Raw genomic sequence first — 16,815 nt, forward strand, 5'->3', positions numbered from 1 at the left:
CGCCCTCCGCCGGCATCGGACTCAGCCCGTCCGCGCCGGCCGCGACACCAGCGCGCCAGACAGGATCTTGACGTGCATGACGAACTCGAGAGTGACCTCGAGGACGTCGCCGACGCAGTTCTCGACCACCGGGTGCCAGTACCCGCCGTCGTCCTGCGTGTCGAGATACCAGTCGGCCATCCGGGCCAGCCAGTCGCGGTACTGGTCCTCGCCGGTGATCTGGTACAGCAGCGCGGCACCCCAGCTGGTCTTGCAGACCGCCGGGTACTTGAACTGGGCATCGGTGGCGCTCATCGAGAACGCCTGGTATCTGCGCGCCAACTCGAGCAGCGCCGGGTCGCGGTCGACGAGGTACAGCCGGCCCAGGAACCCCGCCGCGATGCCGCCGGCGGTCCACCGCTGGTTGCGGTCGACGGCGTTCTCGACGACGAACCGCTGCTCGAACTGCGGATCCGACGGCAGGATCGGCCGCTGGTCGCGCCGCGAGAAGAACAGGTGCAGCCGGTCGGGAAGCTCCTGCTGGGCGTCGTAGACGGTGGCCAGGAACGCCGCCACCCTGCGGGCGACGTCGAGGCGGCCCGTGACGAGTGCGGCGAACCCCGGCCCGCAGGCATAGGGGATGTCCATCTCGTCGCTGCCGGACCCGTCGGGCAGCCGGTCGTTGGCGAAACCGCCCGAGGCGGGGTCCTGCCAGCTGCACAAGTGATCGATCACGCCATAGGAGAGGTCGTACTGCTCCAGCATGTGCGCGCCGATGACCAGCGTGGAGTCGCGGTAGGCCCAGCCGTCGTCGAGCAGCCGTGCCGGTCCGTCGAGGCGGCCGTCGCGCAGCAGTTCGCGGCGCACCCAGCCGCAGTAGGCCTGGGCCAGGTCGGTCTCGCCGGCCAGCGTCAGTGCCCACGGCGCGCGGTGCGTCTTGAAACCGTCGGCGGGATCGCCGAGCGCGCCGTCGGGTCGAGCGTGGCCGCGGACCCACTCGACCGCCCGGCGACAGGCCTGGTCCAGCTCGGTCAGCGACGGGCCGGTCCAGCCCGGGGGCGGTGCGGGATTCACCTGCGTGGTCATGCGGACACCTCCGTGCCGGTGGCGGCGGCCGCCAGCGCCTCGTCGACCATGGAGAACACGTCGTGACGCGGCCGGTATCCGAGCAGCGAGCGCGCCTTGAGGCTGCTGACGTACCAACTCGGCCGTTTGCCCGGGTGGACGATCTGGTGCACCCGCCGGCCGAGCCGCTCGCCGAGATAGCGGACGAGCTCGGCGTCGGAGTGCTCGGTCGAGCCCAGGTTGAACGCCTCGCCGACGGCCTCCGGCACCTCGAGCATGAGGCAGATACCTGCGGCGACGTCGCGGGCGTCGTTGGTCATCGACACGCTCGAGCGACCCTCGGCGTCGATCGCGACGAACAGGTCGTCCGGGGCGGCGCCGGAGTCGCGCAGCAGCCGCCGCAGCTCCTCGTCGGCGGGCGCGAGGGACGGCCGCGACGCCCACCAGTCCAGCGCGCCGCCGGTGAACCACCGGCGCCCGAAGACACTGCCCGGCGTGATCAGCTCGGCGGGCGCGGCGGTCGCCGTCGGCCGGGCGATGACGATCGGCACGCCGTAGGTGTGCAGGAACGACCAGCACAGCTGCTCCGCCGCGACCTTGGTGGCGCCGTAGACCGACCCGGCGGTGCGCGGGAAGTGCTCGTCCACCGGCAGCGCGGCGGGCGCGACGTCGCCGCCGGTCCAGTACACGGCGTCGCTGCTGAGGTTCACGAACCGGCGCAGTGCCGGCGCGTGGTCTCGGACCGCGGTCAGCAGGGTGTAGGTGCCGACGATGTTCGCGTCGATGAGCAGGTCGTCGGGCCGCCCGTGCGAGCTCAGGACAGCGCCGGTGTGCACGACGGCGTCGACCTCCGCACATGCCTCCGCGAGCAGCTGACGATCGTTCAGCCCGCCCACGAACACCCGGGCGCCGAGCGTCTCCAGCTCGTCGACGACGGGGCCGCGCGCGACGTCGAGGCCGCGGACCCGGTGGCCGCCGGCCAGCAGCAGCCGGGCCGCCTGCGAGCCGATGCGGCCGCCGGCGCCGGTGATCAGGACGTCCATGGTCGCGTCCGCCCCCGTTCTCACACGAACCGCGGGGCGGCCGCGCTGCTGCCCACCCACACCGACTTCGGACGGGTGAACTCCAGCGCCTGCTCGGTGCCGCCCTCGACGCCCAGCCCGCTCTGCTTCCAGCCGGTGTAGGGGACGGCCGGCGAGAGCTGGTGCATGGTGTTGACCCAGACGATGCCGGCCTCGACGGCGCTCGACACCCGGTGCACCCGGTCGAGATCACGGGTCCAGACGCCCGCGGCCAGCCCGTAGTCGACGGCGTTGGCCAGCCTCACGGCCTCCTCCTCGTCGTCGAACGGAAGCACCGCCAGCACCGGCCCGAAGATCTCCTCGTTCGCGATGCGAGCGGCGGGATCGACGTCGGTGAAGATGGTCGGGGTGTAGAAGTAGCCGCCGGGGAGCCCCGGCACCTCGGCCCGGCGCCCGCCGGTCACCACCGTCGCGCCGGACTGGCGGCCGGACTCCACGTAGCCCTCGACCCGGCTCAGCTGCCGGTCGCTGACGATGGCGCCCAGGTGCGACGCCTCGTCCCTCGGGTCACCGACCCGCAGCGCCTCCGCCTTCGCCGTCAGCAGGGCGAGCAGCTCGTCGTGCACCGGCCGCTCGACCAGCAGCCGGGTGCCCGCGCTGCAGAGCTGGCCCTGGTTGACGGTGAAGCTGAACAGACCCGTCGCCGCGGCGCTCTCGAGGTCGGCGTCGGCGAAGACGATGTTCGGCGACTTGCCGCCCAGCTCGAGCGTGACCTTGGTGAGCCGCTCCCCCGCCGCCGCGGCGATCTCGCGGCCGACCTCGGTGCTGCCGGTGAACGTGATCATGTCGACGCCCGGGTGCCGGACCAGGAGCCGGCCGGTCTCGGCACCGGGACCCGTGAGTACGTTGAGCACGCCCGGAGGGAGACCCGCCTCGGCGCAGAGGGTGGCCAGCAGCAGGGCGCTCAACGGCGTCTGCTCGGCCGGCTTGAGCACGACGGCGTTGCCGGTGCCCAGGGCCGCGGCGATCTTGATGCCGTAGAGCGGCAGCGGGAAGTTCCAGGCCGGGATCACCGCGACCACACCGCGCGGCCGGCGTAGGACGTAGGCCAGCTGGGCGTCCGCGTGCGGAATCGTCGAACTGCGCAGATGCGGCGTGACGTCGGCGAAGTACTCGAACCACGCCGCCGAGTCACGCACGCCGGCCCGGCAGTCGGTGATCGGCTTGCCGAGGTCGAGGCACTCCACCTGCGCCAGCAGCTCGAGGTTGTCGATCATCGTCTCGGCGATGCGGCGCAGGAGGCGGCCGCGCTCGCGCGGGTCGAGGCCCGCCCAGCGATCGAACGCGCCGCGAGCGGCGGCCACCGCGCGGTCGACGTCCTCCGGCCCGGCCAGGGCGATGTCGGCGATCGGCTCGCCGGTGGCCGGGTTGACCGTGGGGAAGGTGCGCCCGTCAGCGGCGGGCTCGAACCCACCTGCGACGTAGAGCTGCTGGTGGACGGCCTGGGCGGGGAGTTCGGAGATGTCGAGCACGATGCTCCCGGAGGTCTCGCGGGTCGGTGCGGTCGGACGGGATGCTTGCTTCGCCACCGCCTGATGCGCTTAGTATGCATACGTACCCACAGGACCCGCAAGAGTCTCGAGGAGCCCATGGCAGCCACGGATCTCTCCGGCCGCACCGCGCTCGTGACCGGAGCCGGCGGCGGCATCGGCGCGGCGATCGCGCACGAGCTCGCAGGCCGGCGCGCCCGAGTCGTCCTGGCCGACCTGCCCGGCTCGGCGGGTCTCGCCGCGGTCCGGTCGGACATCGAGGCAGCAGGCGGCGAGGCGGACACCGAAGAGCTGGACGTCACCGACGCCGACGCGGTCACGGCGCTGTTCGGCGGTGGCTCGGGCCCGCTGGCGGCCACGGACATCCTGGTCAACGCTGCCGGCGTCCTGTTCGGGACGCCGGTCCGCGAGATCAGCGAGGACGAGTGGGACCTCGTGCTCGACGTGAATCTCAAGTCCAGCTTCCTGTTGTCGCAGGCGGCGCTGGAGCCGATGCAGGCCCGTGGCTGGGGCCGCGTGGTCAACCTGTCGTCCACCGCGGGCAAGAACGTCAGCACCATCGGCGGCGCCCACTACACCGCCGCCAAGGCCGGCGTGCTGGGGCTGACCCGGCATCTCGCCGCGGAGTACGCCGCGTCGGGGGTGACGGTGAACGCCGTCTGCCCCGGCCTCATCGACACCCCCATGGTGCACCGGACCATCGACGCGGAGCAGGTGCGCCGGTACGCGGAGGGCTTCCCGATCCCCAGGCTCGGGCGGCCCGAGGAGGTGGCCGCGCTGGTCGGCTTCCTCGCCTCGGACGAAGCGGCCTACATCACCGGCGCGAGCGTGGACGTCAACGGCGGGGACCTGATGATATGAGCGACCACCAATCCGGGGGTCCCGGCGGCCGGGTCGCCCTCGTCACGGGCGCGTCCCGCGGCATCGGCCGCGCTCTGGCCACCGGTCTGGCGCGGGCGGGCTGGGATCTCGCGCTGCTCGGCCGCGACCGGGTCGCTCTCGACGCCACCGCCGAACAGTGCGGAGACGTCCGTGTGCTCACGCTCGAGGGCGATGTGCGCCTGGCGGCCGATGTCACCGCCGCCGTCGAGGCTGCGGAGACGGCACTGGGCCCGCTCTCGGCGCTGGTCAACAATGCCGGCGCGCAGCACGTCGGCCCGGCGCTGGAGCTCTCCCCGGAGCACCTCGACGACATCGTCGACACCAACCTCAAGGGCGCCTTCCTGTGCTCCCAGGCCGCCGGCCGGTCGATGCTCCGCCGCGGGGGCGGCGGCGCGATCGTCAACATTGCCTCGGCGGCGGCGCTGGTGGGCACCACTGGACGGGCCGCCTACGCCGCGAGCAAGGCGGGGCTGGTCATGCTGACTCGGACGCTCGCGCGCGAGTGGGCTCCGCACCGCATCAGGGTGAACGCCGTCGCGCCGACGTTCGTCGACACCGATCTGGGCCGCCAGACGCTCGCCGACCCGGCGTCCCGCGCGGCGGTCGTCGCCGCGATCCCTCTCGGCCGGGTGGCCGGCTACGACGACATCGTCCCCGCCGTCGAGTACCTGCTCGACGACGGCCGGGCCGGGTTCGTCACCGGCCAGGTGCTCGCCGTCGACGGCGGACTGTCGGCGTAGCCGACGCGCGAAAGGAGACCACTTCATGACGCCAGAGCGCCTGGCAGCCGCCGACGCCGCGCTGCTCGACGCCCGGATCGACGAGCTGTGGGCCGGCTACGTCGATGTCCTCTCCGACCTCGTTCGCATCCCCAGCACCGCCCCGCACGAGCGCGCGGCTCAGGAGCTCCTGGCCGCGCGGGCGCGTGCCGCGGGGATGGACGCCGAGCTGTGGGACACCGACCCGCAGGGCCTGGCCGCGCACCCCGGCTTCGCCACCGCCGACCACAGCCGGCAGGTCCGCCCCAACCTGACGGCGGTGCTGCCGGGAACGGGCGGAGGCCGGTCCGTCGCGGTGAGCGGGCACGTCGACGTCGTCCCCGTCGAGCCGCTCGCGCACTGGACCCGCAACCCGTGGGGCGGGACCGTCGACGGCGACCGGCTCTACGGCCGCGGCGCGCTGGACATGAAGGGTGGCCTGGTAGCCGGGCTCCTGGCGATCCACGCCGTCGCGTCGAGCGGACTGCCACGCCGGGGTGACCTCGTCTTCGAGTCCGTCATCGAGGAGGAGAGCACCGGCAACGGCACCCTGGCCGCCCGTGAGCGCGGCCCGCACGTCGACGCCGCGGTGATCCCCGAGATCACAGGCGAGCACGTCCAGATCGCCAACCCCGGCGTTCTCTGGTTCGAGGTCACCGTCACCGGGACACCCGCATACGTCGGCCAGGCCGGTGCGTCCGTCAACGCCATCGACGTCGCGGCCGAGCTGATCGCCCATCTGAGGTCGCTGCCGGCCCGGTTCAACGCCGCGTTCCGGCACCCGGCCTATGACGGCATCGACGAGCCGCTGACGCTCAACACCGGCACGATCCGCGGCGGCGACTGGCCCTCGAACGTGCCGCTGGAGTGCGTCGTCGGGTTCCGGCTCGCCTTCCCGCTCGACTGGCCCGTCCAGCGGGCCAGGGACGAGGTGCTGACCTGCGTCGACGAGTTCGCCGCGGCCCAGCGCCGGCCCGGCGCCCATCCGCCCCGGGTGCGCTGGCACGGCTTCCAGGCCCCCGGATTCGCGATCGACCCCGGCGAGCCGATCGTGGCGCTGCTGCGCGCCGAGGCCGAGGGGGTATCCGGCGCTCCGGCTCCGGTGTCGCCGATGCTCGGCACGGCCGACGCGCGGTACTTCGCCGCCCGCGGCATCCCCGCCGTCTACTACGGGCCGGGCGGCGGCGGGATGCACGCCCCGGACGAGTGGGTGGACCTCGCGAGCGTCCGGCGGGTCGCCCGGACCCTGGCCCGCACGGTGGCGGCGTGGGTCGGGCGCGCGTGAGCGACGACGGCGCCCGAGCGGCGGCCGTGCACCTGCAGCCGCCGGTACCCGCCCCGTTCGGGCCGCTGCTCGAGGACCACGCGCCCGGCACCACGGTCGAGGAGGCGCGGTCGCTCGCACGCACGCACTTCGGCCTCGACGGGACGGTGGAGCCACTCAGCGGCGAGCGGGACCGCAACTTCCGCGTGCTGGAGCCCGGTGGCGATGCGTGGGTGCTCAAGGTGGTGCATCCGGCCGAACCGCCGGTGCTGAGTGACCTGCAGACCCAGGCGCTGCGGCACGTCGCCGCCGTCGACCCCGCGCTCCCCGTGCCGCGCATCCGCCCGGCGTCGGAGCCCGTACGGGGCGAGGTGTTCTGGCCGCCGTCAGCGCCGGACGGAGCGCCGCGCTCGCGTGTGCGGGTGTACTCGTACCTCCCCGGGACACCGCTGCACGCCGTCCCGCCGTCGCCGTCGCTGCGGACCGACCTGGGCCGGCAGCTGGGCCGGTTGGACCGCGCCCTGGCGGCGTTCCGCCATCCGGGCGCGCAGCACGACCTCCTCTGGGACGCCAGCAAGGCGACGCGGGTGCGGGACGTGCTCGATCCCGCGGACACCGTGGCCCACGGCCTGCTGGCGCATTTCGCCGAGCATGCGGTGCCGGCGCTGCCGCTGCTGCGCCACCAGGTGATCCACAACGACGCGAACCCGCAGAACGTCATGGCCGACGCGGCCGGCGAGCGTGTCGCCGGCATCATCGACTTCGGCGACATCATCCGAGCGCCGCTGGTCCAGGAGGCGGCGACGGCGAGCGCCTATCAACTCGTCGACGGCGACACCGCGCTGGACGCCTGCCTCGACGTCGTCCGCGGCTACCACGAGGTCAACCCGCTGACCGCTGCCGAGATCGAGGTGCTCTTCGACCTGGTGGTCGCGCGGCTCGTCCTGATCGTCGCCATCACCGGCTGGCGGGCCGCCCAGCACCCCAAGAACCGCCGGTACATCCTGCGCAACCACCGGCGCGCCCGGCTGGGGCTGGAGCGCGCCGCCGAGGTGGGCTGCGCCGCAGCCACCGCCGAGTTCCAGCGTCTCCTGGAGGGACCATGACCGACGCGTTGGACGTCCGCCGCCGCCGGGTGCTCGGCGAGAGCTACCGCCTGTTCTACCGCGACCCCGTCCACCTGGTCCGGGGCGAGGGCGTGTGGCTGTACGACGCGAGCGGGCGGCGCTACCTCGACGCCTACAACAACGTGCCGTCCGTCGGGCACGGGAACCCGCGGGTGGCGGCCGCGATGGCGGAGCAGGCGCGCCGCCTCAACGCGCACACCCGGTACCTGTCCGACGAGATCGTCGACTACGGCGAGCGGCTGCTCGGGCTGTTCGACGACTCCCTCGATCGGGCCGTCTTCGCCTGCACCGGCAGCGAGGCGAACGACCTCGCCTACCGCATGGCCCGCGAGTTCACCGGAGCCGCCGGCGCGATCGTCACGGCGAACGCGTACCACGGCGTGACCGGCGAGATCGCCGCGCTGTCGCCGTCGCTCACCTCCGAGCTCGCGCCCACAGCGCGCGCCGTTCCGGCGCCCGACCCGCGGCTCGGCGCCCAGGCCGGCCCGCGGTTCGCCGCCGGTGTGCGGGCCGCCGTCGACGACCTCGCCCGGCACGGTCTGCGCCCGGCCATGCTCATCGTCGACACCGTGATGTCCAGCGACGGCATCATCCCCGACCCGGTGGGGATGCTGGCCGACGCGGTGCGCGTGGTCAGGGACGCGGGCGGCCTGTACGTGGCCGACGAGGTCCAGGCCGGGTTCGGACGGTTGGGCGACGGCCTGTGGGGCTTCGACCGGCACGGCCTGGTCCCCGACGTCGTCACGCTCGGCAAACCCATGGGCAACGGGTACCCGCTGGCCGGCGTGGTGACCCGGTCCGAGATCACCTCGGCGTTCGGCGGGCGGTACCGCTACTTCAACACGTTCGGCGGGAGCAGCGTGGCCGCCGCCGTCGGCTCGGCGGTGCTGAGCGAGATCGCCGACCGCGACCTGGTCGCGTCCTGCCGCGAGGTCGGCGCGCGGCTGCGGGACGGCCTGGAGGAACTGGCGGCGAGGCACGACCTCATCGGTGACGTACGCGGCGCCGGGCTGTTCGTGGGCGTGGACGTGGAGGCCGGCGGCGGACCGTCCGGCGCGGCCGCGCAGGCCGTGGTCGACGGGCTGCGCGATGCCGGGGTGCTGGTCAGCGCGACCGGGCCGGCAAGCGCGACCCTGAAGATACGGCCGCCGCTGGTGTTCGGCACCGAGCACGCGGACCTGCTCGTCGAGACGTTGGACACCGTGCTCGCCGGGATGACGGAGCGCACCGCGGACTGAGGTGCGGCGCTGGCCCAACCCACCGCCCGCGGCCTGGCTCTGTCATCGCGGGCCCGAAACGGCGCACCATGCACCCCATGCGGTTCCGCCACGCGCCCGGCATCCGGGCCGACCATCCCACGCTTGCGGCCGGGGTCATCGCCGTCGACGGCATCGACGACGGCGCGAACGTCGACGACGCGGTCGCGGCCCACGTCGCCCGCGCCACCAGCATGCTCGCCACCACCGCGATCAGCGAGCTCCCGCAGATCCAGGCCTGGCGCCGGACGTTCGCCGCGATGGGCCTGAAGCCGACCCAGTACCGGTGCGCCGCGGAGTCGCTGCTGCGCCGGCTGGCCAAGGTGGGCACGCTGCCGCGGATCCACCCGCTCGTCGATCTGTGCAACGCGGTCTCGGTGGCCGCCGCCATCCCCGTCGCCGTCCTCGACCGCGACCGGATCAAGGGCGACCTCGAGGTCCGGAGGGCGCACGGGGACGAGACGTACGCGACGTTCGCGGGCGACGTCGAGCATCCGGTCCCCGGCGAGGTGATCTTCGCCGACGAGGCCGGGCAGGCGCACGCGCGGCGCTGGACGTACAAGCAGAGCAGCACGTCCACCGTCCGGCCCGAGACCCGCGACGTGCTGATCGTGAGCGAGGCGCTGCACCCCGGCGCCGCCGCCGACGTCGAGGCGCTGCTCACGACCCTCGGCACGGAGATCGCCCGCGCCTGGCCCCGCCCGACACCGACGCCGACCCTCCTCACAGCAGAGCGGCCGGAGACGCGGGTGTGATGGACTGGCGCGGTGGACGCCGCCGCCATCGCCGACCGGTTCGCCCTCGGCACCCGCGCGGCGCTCTCCGACGGCCCGGCCGCCCGCGGCAAGCAGGGCGCCGTCTGGCGGCTCACCACCACTGACGGACGGTGGGCGGTGAAGGTCCCGTTCCGCCCGGACGACGAGCAGGCGCTGCGCCCGGCCGCCGTGTTCCAGGAGGCGGCCGCCGCGGCCGGGGTCCCGGCGCCACGCATCCGGCGCACCCCCGAGGGTGACCTCTTCGCCGTCGTCGACGGCGTCCAGCTACGGGTCCACGAGTGGGTCGACCACGCCGACCCCGACCCGCTCCTTGATCCCGAGCTGGTCGGCGCCGCCGTCGCCGCGACCCACCGGGTGCCCGGCGCCGAGCCGGCAGCGCCGTTCACCGACGTCGACCGCTGGTACCTCGACCCCGTCGGGGCGCCGCGGTGGGACCGGCTGATCGACGAGCTCGACGCCGAGGGCGCGCCGTTCGCGCCGAAGCTGGCCGCGCTGCGCGACGAGCTGGTCGGGCTGGAGTCGTGGCTGACACCCCCGGCGGCGCCGCGGACCTGCCACCGCGACCTCGTCGCCGCCAACCTGGTCCCGACGGCGTCGGGCGGTGTGTGCATCATCGACTGGGAGAACAGTGGCCCGGCCGACGCCTCCCAGGAGCTCGGTTTCGTGCTGTTCGAGTTCGGCCGCACCGATCCCGGCCGTGCCCGGGCGCTGGCTGCCGCCTACGCCGACGCCGGCGGGCCGGGCCGCGTGACCGGGCCGGGCGACTTCTCCATGCTGATCGCGGTGCTCGGGCACATCACCGAGCTCGCGGCCGGCGACTGGCTGCGGCCGAACGACCGCTCCCCCAGCCGGGCGCACGCCGAGGAGTGGATCGACGAGGCGCTCGACGACCCGCACACCCGCGACCGGCTCGGCGGCCTGCTGGCGGGAATCACTCAGCGCGGGTGAGGCCGTGCGGCGGCGTCCGTCGCATGCTCGCCAGACCCGGACGAGAGGACGTGGTCGGCATGCTGGGGCGACGACGCGAACGGCGCGAGGAGCGGCGCTTGGGCGAGCCCGTCCACTACAAGATGCGGCAGCGGCTGGTGTCGATCGGCGACGACTTCTGGATCGAGACCGACGACGGGCAGCGCGCCTACAAGGTCGACGGCAAGGCGCTGCGGCTGCGGAAGACGCTGATCCTCGAGGACGCCGGCGGGCACGAGGTGGCGAAGATCCAGGAGCGGCTCCTGCACGTCAAGGACGCGATGGAGGTCGAGGACCCCGACGGCAACCGCATCGCGATGATCAAGAAAGCGCTGGTCAGCCCGCTCCGCGATCGCTGGAGCGTCCAGATCGCCGGCGGCGCCGACCTCGAGGTCAAGGGGAACATCGTCGAGCACGAGTACACCTTCACCGACGGCCGCACGCCCGTCGCGACCGTCTCGAAGAAGTGGTTCCGGATCGCCGACACCTACGGCGTCGAGATCGCGCCCGGCCAGGACCCGGTGCCCGTCCTGGCGGCCACCGTCGCGCTCGACCTCATGACTCACGACCACTGACCCGGTTCGAACGCGGCCACCAGGACGCCGACGTCGTGACGGTGTGAGCCGGCCGGCCACACGGCCCAGGTGCGGCGGACGAGCGGATGACCGGCCAGCGGACGCCACGTGACGGCGCCCGCGAGCGGCGCGGACCAGTCCGGCGGCGCCAGGGCGAACGCACCTCCGGCGCTCACGGCGGCGAGCTTCACGTCCGGGATCAGCTCCTGACCCTCGGGCGCCTCCGGCCCGGGCTCGAGACCGTGGGTGCGCAGGATGGCGACGATCTCGTCGTACCAGGCCGGGCTGCCCGAGCGCGGGAAGCCGATCCAGTCCAGCCCGGCCAGCGCGTCGAGCCGGACGCCGTCGGGACCGGTGAGCTCCGCGGCCACGTCGGCGCCCAGCAGGACGCCGAGACGCTCCTCGGCGACGAGCATCGCGTCGAGCGCGTCGCCGATCGGATGCTCGCGGACCAGGCCGAGGTCGAGCTCGCCATCGCCCAACGCGGCGACCTGTGCGGACGTCGACATGTGCAGGGCCTGCACGCGGGTCGACGGCGACTGCTCGGCCAGCGTCGCCAGCGGCTTGGCCAACAGTCCCGCGGGCAGCTCGAGCGGGATGCCGACGCGCAGCACGCCGCCGCCGGGTGCGCCGTGCCGCGCCAGCGCCGCCACCGCCTGGTCGTGCCGGGCGAGCACGGCGCGCGCCTCGGTCACGAGCGTCCGGCCCGCGTCGGTCGGCCGCGCGCCGGTGCTGGCGCGGACCAGCAACTGCAGCCCCAGCTGCCGCTCCAGCCCGTTGACCGTCTGCGACAGCGCGGGCTGGCTCACATGCAGCCGGCGGGCGGCCGCGGAGAGGCTGCCCTCCTCGACGACGGCGACGAACGCGCGCAGCTCCCGTAGCTCCACGCCCACATCTCACCACGCACCGGCCAGAACTCCGGCCTATGCCCGCTGCAGGCACAACCGGCAGCCGGTCCGCAATGCGGCGGCGAGCGGCGCGGTTGGGACCCAGCGGATCGCGTCACCGTCGATCCGATGGATCCCATGAGAGGACACCCGAACCATGACCGATCTCACCGGCCGCACGGCCCTCGTCACCGGCGGCAACAGCGGCATCGGGCGGGCCGTCGCCACCGACCTGGCCGCCCATGGCGCGCACGTCGTCCTGTCCGGCCGCGACCAGCGGCGCGGCGAGGAGGTGGCGGCGGCGCTGCGGGCGGACGGCGCCAAGGCCGACTTCGTCGCGACCGACCTGACCGGCGAGCGGTCCGCCCGCGACCTGGCCCGCCGCGCCGTCGAGCTCGGCGGCGGGCACGTCGACATCCTGGTCAACAACGCCGGCGTCTTCCCGTTCGGCCCGACGCACGAGACCACCGAGGCCGACTTCGACGCCGTCTACGCGATCAACGTCAAGGTGCCGTTCTTCCTGGTCGCGGAGCTGGCGCCGGCCATGGCCGCGCGAGGCAGGGGGGCCGTCGTCAACGTCACCACCATGGTCGCGCAGTTCGGTCAGGCGAGCATGGCCCTGTACGGGTCGAGCAAGGCGGCGCTCGTGCTGCTGACGAAGTCGTGGGCGGCGGAGTACGGCCCGGCCGGCGTGCGGGTCAACGCCGTCAGCCCCGGCCCCACCCGCACCGAGGGCACCGCCGTCATGGGCGACGCGCTGGACCAGCTGGCCGCCGCCATCCCGCACGGCCGGCCGGGACGTCCCGAGGACATCGCACCGGCCGTCACCTACCTCGTGGGCGACGACGCCGGCTTCGTGCACGGCGCGGTGCTCCCCGTCGACGGGGGCCGGATCGCGGTCTGACCCGCCGGGCGGAGAGAATCGCCGGATGCGACTCACCGTGCTCGGCGGCTGCGGCGCCTGGCCGGCCGCCGGCCAGGCGTGCAGCGGCTACCTGCTCGAGCGGGACGGCTTCCGGCTGCTCATCGACCCCGGCTACGCGGTCCTGCCGCGGCTGCTGGCGACGGTCGACGCGGCCGCCGTCGACGCCGTCGTCGTCTCGCACGGGCATCCGGACCACTGCGCCGACCTCAGCCCGCTACTCCGCGCCCGCGCGTTGAGCGCCGAGCCGCCGCCCCCGCTGCCGGTCTACGCGCCGGCGGGCGCGGTCGACGCCGTCCTGGCGCTGGACTCGATCCGGTCCGTCGCCGGCGCGGCAGAGACGATCGTGTTGACCGACGGCGACGGCGTCCGCGTCGGGCCGTTCGACGTCCTGCCGGCGCTGCTGCCGCACTTCGTGCCGAACCTGGGCGTGCGGATCAGCGACGCGACGTCGACGCTCGCCTACAGCGGCGACGCCGGCCCGGACCCGGCGCTGGTCGAGCTCGCCCGCGACGCCGACCTGCTGCTCATCGAGGCCACCTACCCCGACGCCGTGCCCGATGGGAACGCCGGGCAGCTCTGCAGCGCCGTCGAGGCGGCGGAGCAGGGGCTGGCCGCCGGGGCCGGGCGGACCATGCTCACGCACCTGTGGCCGGGGATCGACCCGGCCCGCTACCTCGCCGCGGCGGCGACGGTGACCGGCGCGGGCGGCGCCGAACTGGCCACGCCCGGGCCGGCTCAGCCGATCGGCGTGTAGTCGATCTCGAGGAAGTCGTCGACCTCGGCGGCCCACCGGTCGGCGACGAAGGCGACGTGCACGGGGTGCTGGTTGTAGCCGTCGTAGGCCGCCTGGTCGGCGAACTCCATGGAGAAACCGAAGGTGAAGTCGTTCTTCGGGCTGGTCTGCCGCAGCTGCTCGAACCGCTCGACGCCGGGGATGTCCGCGAGCGCGAGGGCCGCGGCGAGGAAGTCGCGCTCGTCGTCCGAGCCGGCGGCGTGACGGAGGCGGAAGGCGACGGTGTGGCGGATCATGGTCGGAGCGTAACGGAGCGCCGATCCTGGTAGAACGTCCGGATGCGTCCCGACGTCACCGCGTGGGAACGTGCTGGTCGACGGCGACCGGGTCAAGCTGATCGACTGGGACGAGTCGCGGGCGCGAACCGGCACGGTCCCGTGATCATCAATGATCCAACCACCGTGGAGTGGTTGGATCATTGATGATCATGGGACGGGGAGGCGCTCAAGGAGCCGGGCCGCGTTCGCCGTCGTCACGGCTCGCCAGTCGGCGGCGGCCGCGTCCAGCCGCGTCAGCTGACGCGCGACCGCGTCGACCGGGGTGAAGCAGGAGCCGCTCCCGTACACGACCCGCTCCGCCGCGGACGCGGGCCAGACGCCCGAGGTGCCGAGGTCGACCCAGAGCGACCCCAGCTGCGACGCGAGCCGGACGCCGTCGTCGGCCAGGAGCTCCAGCCGTGACGCCAGCAGCGGCAGCACCGCGCCCGCGTCGCCGACGACGAACCGGATCCGTGGATACCGCGCCAGCACGCCGGACAGCACCAGGTCGCCGACCGCGCGGACACCGTCGAAGACGAACTCCATGAGCGGGCGGGGCCGGTCCAGCGCGACGTCGCGCCAGTTCGGCGGCGAGGTCGGGTGCAGCAGGACCACGGCCTCGCGCGAGTCCAGCTCACGCCACAGCGGCTCCAGCCGCGGGTCGCCGGGGTACCGGCCGGCGGCGTTCGTCAGCACCACGACCCCGGACGCCCCCAGCTGGTCCAGCGCGTGCCCGGCCTCGGCCAGCGCGCCGTCGAGGTCCGGCAGCGGCAGCGCGGCGAGGAAGCCGAACCGGTCCGGCCGGTCCGCCACCAACGCCGCGGCCGCCGCGTTCACCTGCCGCGCCAGCACCCGGGCCCGGACGTCGTCGCCGAAGTGCACCCCCGGCGACGACACCGACAGCACCGCCCGCTCGATCCCGTGCCGGTCCATCAGCTCCAGCTGCGCACCGACGGACCACGACGGCCAGCCGGGCATCCCGTCGGGGGCGCGATGCCCGGCCCGGACCGCGGCGGCCACGTACTCCTCGGTCAGGAAGTGGGCGTGCAGGTCGACCAGGCCCGGCGTCGTCATGCGACGCGAGGGTGCAGCAGGTCGGCCAGGCCGATGCGCAGCAGGAAGTCGGCGCGGATCCGGTCGGCGACGGCGTTGACGGCCACCGAGCCGTCGTCGGACGGGTCGATGTGCACGCGGAACGGACGGCGGCCCTTCTCGGTGCCGACGACGTCGACGATGGCCCGGGCGACCTCGGCGACGTCGGCCCACGCGGGCTCGAGCTCGGCGAGCTTCTGCCCCACCTGCTCCATCAGCCCGGCGTAGTGCTGCTCGTACTGGGCGACGACGGCGGTGTCGGCGGGCGAGCCGCTGTGCGCGAAGTGGTTGGTGCCATGGGTGAACGCGCCCGGCACCACGATGGTGGTCTCGATGCCGAACCGCGACAGCTCCAGCGCGTAGCTCTGCGCCAGCGCGTCCATGCCGGCCTTCGCCGCGAAGTACGGCGCCAGGTACGGCGGGGTGCCGCCGCGGGTGCTGGAGCTGCCGACCCAGACGACCAGCCCGTCGCCCTGCTCGCGGAGCACGGGCAGCGCGGCGCGGTTGAGCCGCTGGGTGCCGACCACGTTGACGTCGTACAGCGCGGCCAGTTGCTCGGGCGTGAACGCCTCGGCCGGCCCGGTGACCATGTGGCCGGCGTTGTGGATCAGGACGTCGAGGCGGCCCTGCTCGGCGACGACGGTCGCGACGGCCCGCTGCGTGGACGCGTCGGTCGCGACGTCGAGCTCGACGGGGTGCAGGCGGCCGCTGGGGTGCGCCTTCGCCTCGGCGGCGGCCGGGGCGTTGCGGCCGGCGAGGTCGCGCATGCCGGCGTAGACGGTGTGGCCGGCGTCGGCCAGCGCGCGAGCGGTGAGTGCGCCGAAGCCGCTGGAGGCGCCGCTGATCAGGATCGTGCTCATCAGATCGCACCGCCGTTCGCGTACAGCGTCTGGCCGTTGATCCAGCGGGCCGGGCCGGCGAGGAAGGCGATAACGTCGGCGATGTCCGACGGCTCGGCGATCCGCTCCAGCGGCACCTCGGCGGCCATCCGGTCGATCAGCTCCTGCGGCTTGCCGTCGAGGAACAGCGCGGTGGCGGTCGGGCCGGGGGCGACGGCGTTGACGGTGATGTCGCGGCCGCGCAGCTCGCGGGCGAGGATCAGCGTGATCGCCTCGACGGCGCCCTTGCTGGCCGCGTACGCCGAGTAGCCCGGCCGCGCGAACCGCGTCAGCGAACTGGTGACGTTGATGATCGCGCCGCCGGAGCGCACCCGCCGGACGGCCTGCTGGTCGACGACGAACGCGCCGCGGACGTTGGTGCGCAGGTGCGCGTCGAGCTCGGCGAGGTCCAGCTCGGCCAGCGGCGCTAGCCGCATGATGCCGGCGGAGTTCACGACGACGTCGACGCCGCCGAACGCCCGCTCGGCCTCGTCGAAGAGGGCTGCGACGGAGGCCTCGTCCGCGACGTCGGCCTGGACGGCGATGGCCTGCCCGCCGGCGGCGACCACCTCGGCGGCGGCCTGCTCGCCCTCGTCCTTGGCGCCGCCGTAGGTGACGGCGACGGCGTAGCCCTCGCGGCCGAGGCGGGCGGCGGTCTGGCGGCCGATGCCGCGCGAGCCGCCGGTGACGATCGCGACACGAGGAGTGTTGTGGTCGGTGGTCATGGCCGGGTCCTTCCGGATCTGAGCTGTCCTGCTGACAC

General features: G+C 74.1%; 18 protein-coding genes. 10 read left to right on the forward strand and 8 right to left on the reverse strand.

What is annotated here, in order from left to right; genetic code table 11:
* Positions 1–21: 21 nt before the first annotated feature.
* The 3 genes from HD601_RS31875 to HD601_RS31885 are packed head-to-tail and all read right to left on the reverse strand — an operon-like array spanning position 22 to position 3,655.
* Complete coding sequence (locus HD601_RS31875; RefSeq protein ID WP_184828907.1) at positions 22–1,065, reverse strand: glycoside hydrolase family 88 protein; 1,044 nt, start codon at positions 1,063–1,065, stop codon at positions 22–24.
* Positions 1,062–2,087 carry an NAD-dependent epimerase/dehydratase family protein gene (locus HD601_RS31880; RefSeq protein ID WP_184828909.1) on the reverse strand — a complete coding sequence of 342 codons (1,026 nt, stop codon included), beginning with the start codon at positions 2,085–2,087 and terminating at the stop codon, positions 1,062–1,064. The genes HD601_RS31875 and HD601_RS31880 overlap by 4 nt, the downstream gene beginning before the upstream one ends.
* Before the next feature lie 20 nt (positions 2,088–2,107).
* Positions 2,108–3,655 carry an aldehyde dehydrogenase family protein gene (locus HD601_RS31885; protein ID WP_221441480.1) on the reverse strand — a complete coding sequence of 516 codons (1,548 nt, stop codon included), beginning with the start codon at positions 3,653–3,655 and terminating at the stop codon, positions 2,108–2,110.
* A 60-nt stretch (positions 3,656–3,715) separates the two neighbouring features.
* On the opposite strand from HD601_RS31885, the gene HD601_RS31890 reads away from it, so the two are divergent.
* The 8 genes from HD601_RS31890 (at position 3,716) to HD601_RS31925 (ending at position 11,220) form a co-directional block, all read left to right on the forward strand.
* Complete coding sequence (locus HD601_RS31890; protein WP_184828911.1) at positions 3,716–4,477, forward strand: SDR family NAD(P)-dependent oxidoreductase; 762 nt, start codon at positions 3,716–3,718, stop codon at positions 4,475–4,477.
* The gene (locus HD601_RS31895) at positions 4,474–5,238 is read left to right on the forward strand and encodes an SDR family NAD(P)-dependent oxidoreductase (protein ID WP_184828913.1); all 765 of its coding nucleotides are present in this window, start codon (positions 4,474–4,476) and stop codon (positions 5,236–5,238) included. Before HD601_RS31890 ends, HD601_RS31895 begins: the two co-directional genes overlap by 4 nt.
* A gap of 25 nt (positions 5,239–5,263) precedes the next feature.
* On the forward strand, positions 5,264–6,541 hold the full coding sequence (locus HD601_RS31900; RefSeq protein WP_184828915.1) for an ArgE/DapE family deacylase: 1,278 nt from the start codon (positions 5,264–5,266) through the stop codon (positions 6,539–6,541).
* Positions 6,523–7,626, forward strand: a complete 1,104-nt coding sequence (locus tag HD601_RS31905) for a phosphotransferase (RefSeq protein WP_184828917.1) — start codon at positions 6,523–6,525, stop codon at positions 7,624–7,626. Before HD601_RS31900 ends, HD601_RS31905 begins: the two co-directional genes overlap by 19 nt.
* Entirely contained in the window at positions 7,623–8,885 is a 1,263-nt protein-coding gene (locus HD601_RS31910) for an aspartate aminotransferase family protein (protein WP_184828919.1), read from the forward strand. Before HD601_RS31905 ends, HD601_RS31910 begins: the two co-directional genes overlap by 4 nt.
* Before the next feature lie 77 nt (positions 8,886–8,962).
* Positions 8,963–9,658 carry a B3/B4 domain-containing protein gene (locus HD601_RS31915; protein ID WP_184828921.1) on the forward strand — a complete coding sequence of 232 codons (696 nt, stop codon included), beginning with the start codon at positions 8,963–8,965 and terminating at the stop codon, positions 9,656–9,658.
* 12 nt (positions 9,659–9,670) lie between these two features.
* Positions 9,671–10,627 carry a phosphotransferase gene (locus HD601_RS31920; RefSeq protein ID WP_184828923.1) on the forward strand — a complete coding sequence of 319 codons (957 nt, stop codon included), beginning with the start codon at positions 9,671–9,673 and terminating at the stop codon, positions 10,625–10,627.
* 98 nt (positions 10,628–10,725) lie between these two features.
* Positions 10,726–11,220, forward strand: coding sequence for an LURP-one-related/scramblase family protein (locus HD601_RS31925; RefSeq protein WP_221441481.1), 495 nt, complete (start codon positions 10,726–10,728; stop codon positions 11,218–11,220).
* Here HD601_RS31925 and HD601_RS31930 read toward each other — a convergent pair.
* Positions 11,208–12,107, reverse strand: a complete 900-nt coding sequence (locus HD601_RS31930; protein ID WP_221441482.1) for a LysR family transcriptional regulator — start codon at positions 12,105–12,107, stop codon at positions 11,208–11,210. The genes HD601_RS31925 and HD601_RS31930 overlap by 13 nt on opposite strands.
* A gap of 157 nt (positions 12,108–12,264) precedes the next feature.
* Between HD601_RS31930 and HD601_RS31935 the strand changes: the two genes are divergently transcribed.
* Entirely contained in the window at positions 12,265–13,011 is a 747-nt protein-coding gene (locus tag HD601_RS31935; protein ID WP_184828929.1) for an SDR family NAD(P)-dependent oxidoreductase, read from the forward strand.
* A 25-nt stretch (positions 13,012–13,036) separates the two neighbouring features.
* Positions 13,037–13,786 (forward strand): MBL fold metallo-hydrolase, encoded by a 750-nt coding sequence (locus tag HD601_RS31940; protein WP_184828931.1) that lies wholly within the window; start codon positions 13,037–13,039, stop codon positions 13,784–13,786.
* Here the strand turns inward: HD601_RS31940 and HD601_RS31945 are convergent.
* The 4 genes from HD601_RS31945 to HD601_RS31960 all read right to left on the reverse strand — a co-directional run bounded on the left by HD601_RS31945 (position 13,768) and on the right by HD601_RS31960 (position 16,777).
* Positions 13,768–14,061 carry a Dabb family protein gene (locus tag HD601_RS31945; protein WP_184828933.1) on the reverse strand — a complete coding sequence of 98 codons (294 nt, stop codon included), beginning with the start codon at positions 14,059–14,061 and terminating at the stop codon, positions 13,768–13,770. The genes HD601_RS31940 and HD601_RS31945 overlap by 19 nt on opposite strands.
* A 189-nt stretch (positions 14,062–14,250) precedes the next feature.
* Entirely contained in the window at positions 14,251–15,156 is a 906-nt protein-coding gene (locus HD601_RS31950) for an amidohydrolase family protein (RefSeq protein WP_184828935.1), read from the reverse strand.
* Positions 15,153–16,034 (reverse strand): SDR family oxidoreductase, encoded by an 882-nt coding sequence (locus HD601_RS31955; RefSeq protein ID WP_184828937.1) that lies wholly within the window; start codon positions 16,032–16,034, stop codon positions 15,153–15,155. Before HD601_RS31955 ends, HD601_RS31950 begins: the two co-directional genes overlap by 4 nt.
* A complete protein-coding gene (locus tag HD601_RS31960) occupies positions 16,034–16,777 on the reverse strand; it encodes an SDR family oxidoreductase (RefSeq protein ID WP_184828939.1) in 744 nt (247 codons plus the stop codon). Before HD601_RS31960 ends, HD601_RS31955 begins: the two co-directional genes overlap by 1 nt.
* Positions 16,778–16,815: the final 38 nt, after the last annotated feature.

Origin of the sequence: Jiangella mangrovi (genome assembly GCF_014204975.1) — a bacterium.
Classification (GTDB): Bacteria; Actinomycetota; Actinomycetes; order Jiangellales; family Jiangellaceae; genus Jiangella; species Jiangella mangrovi.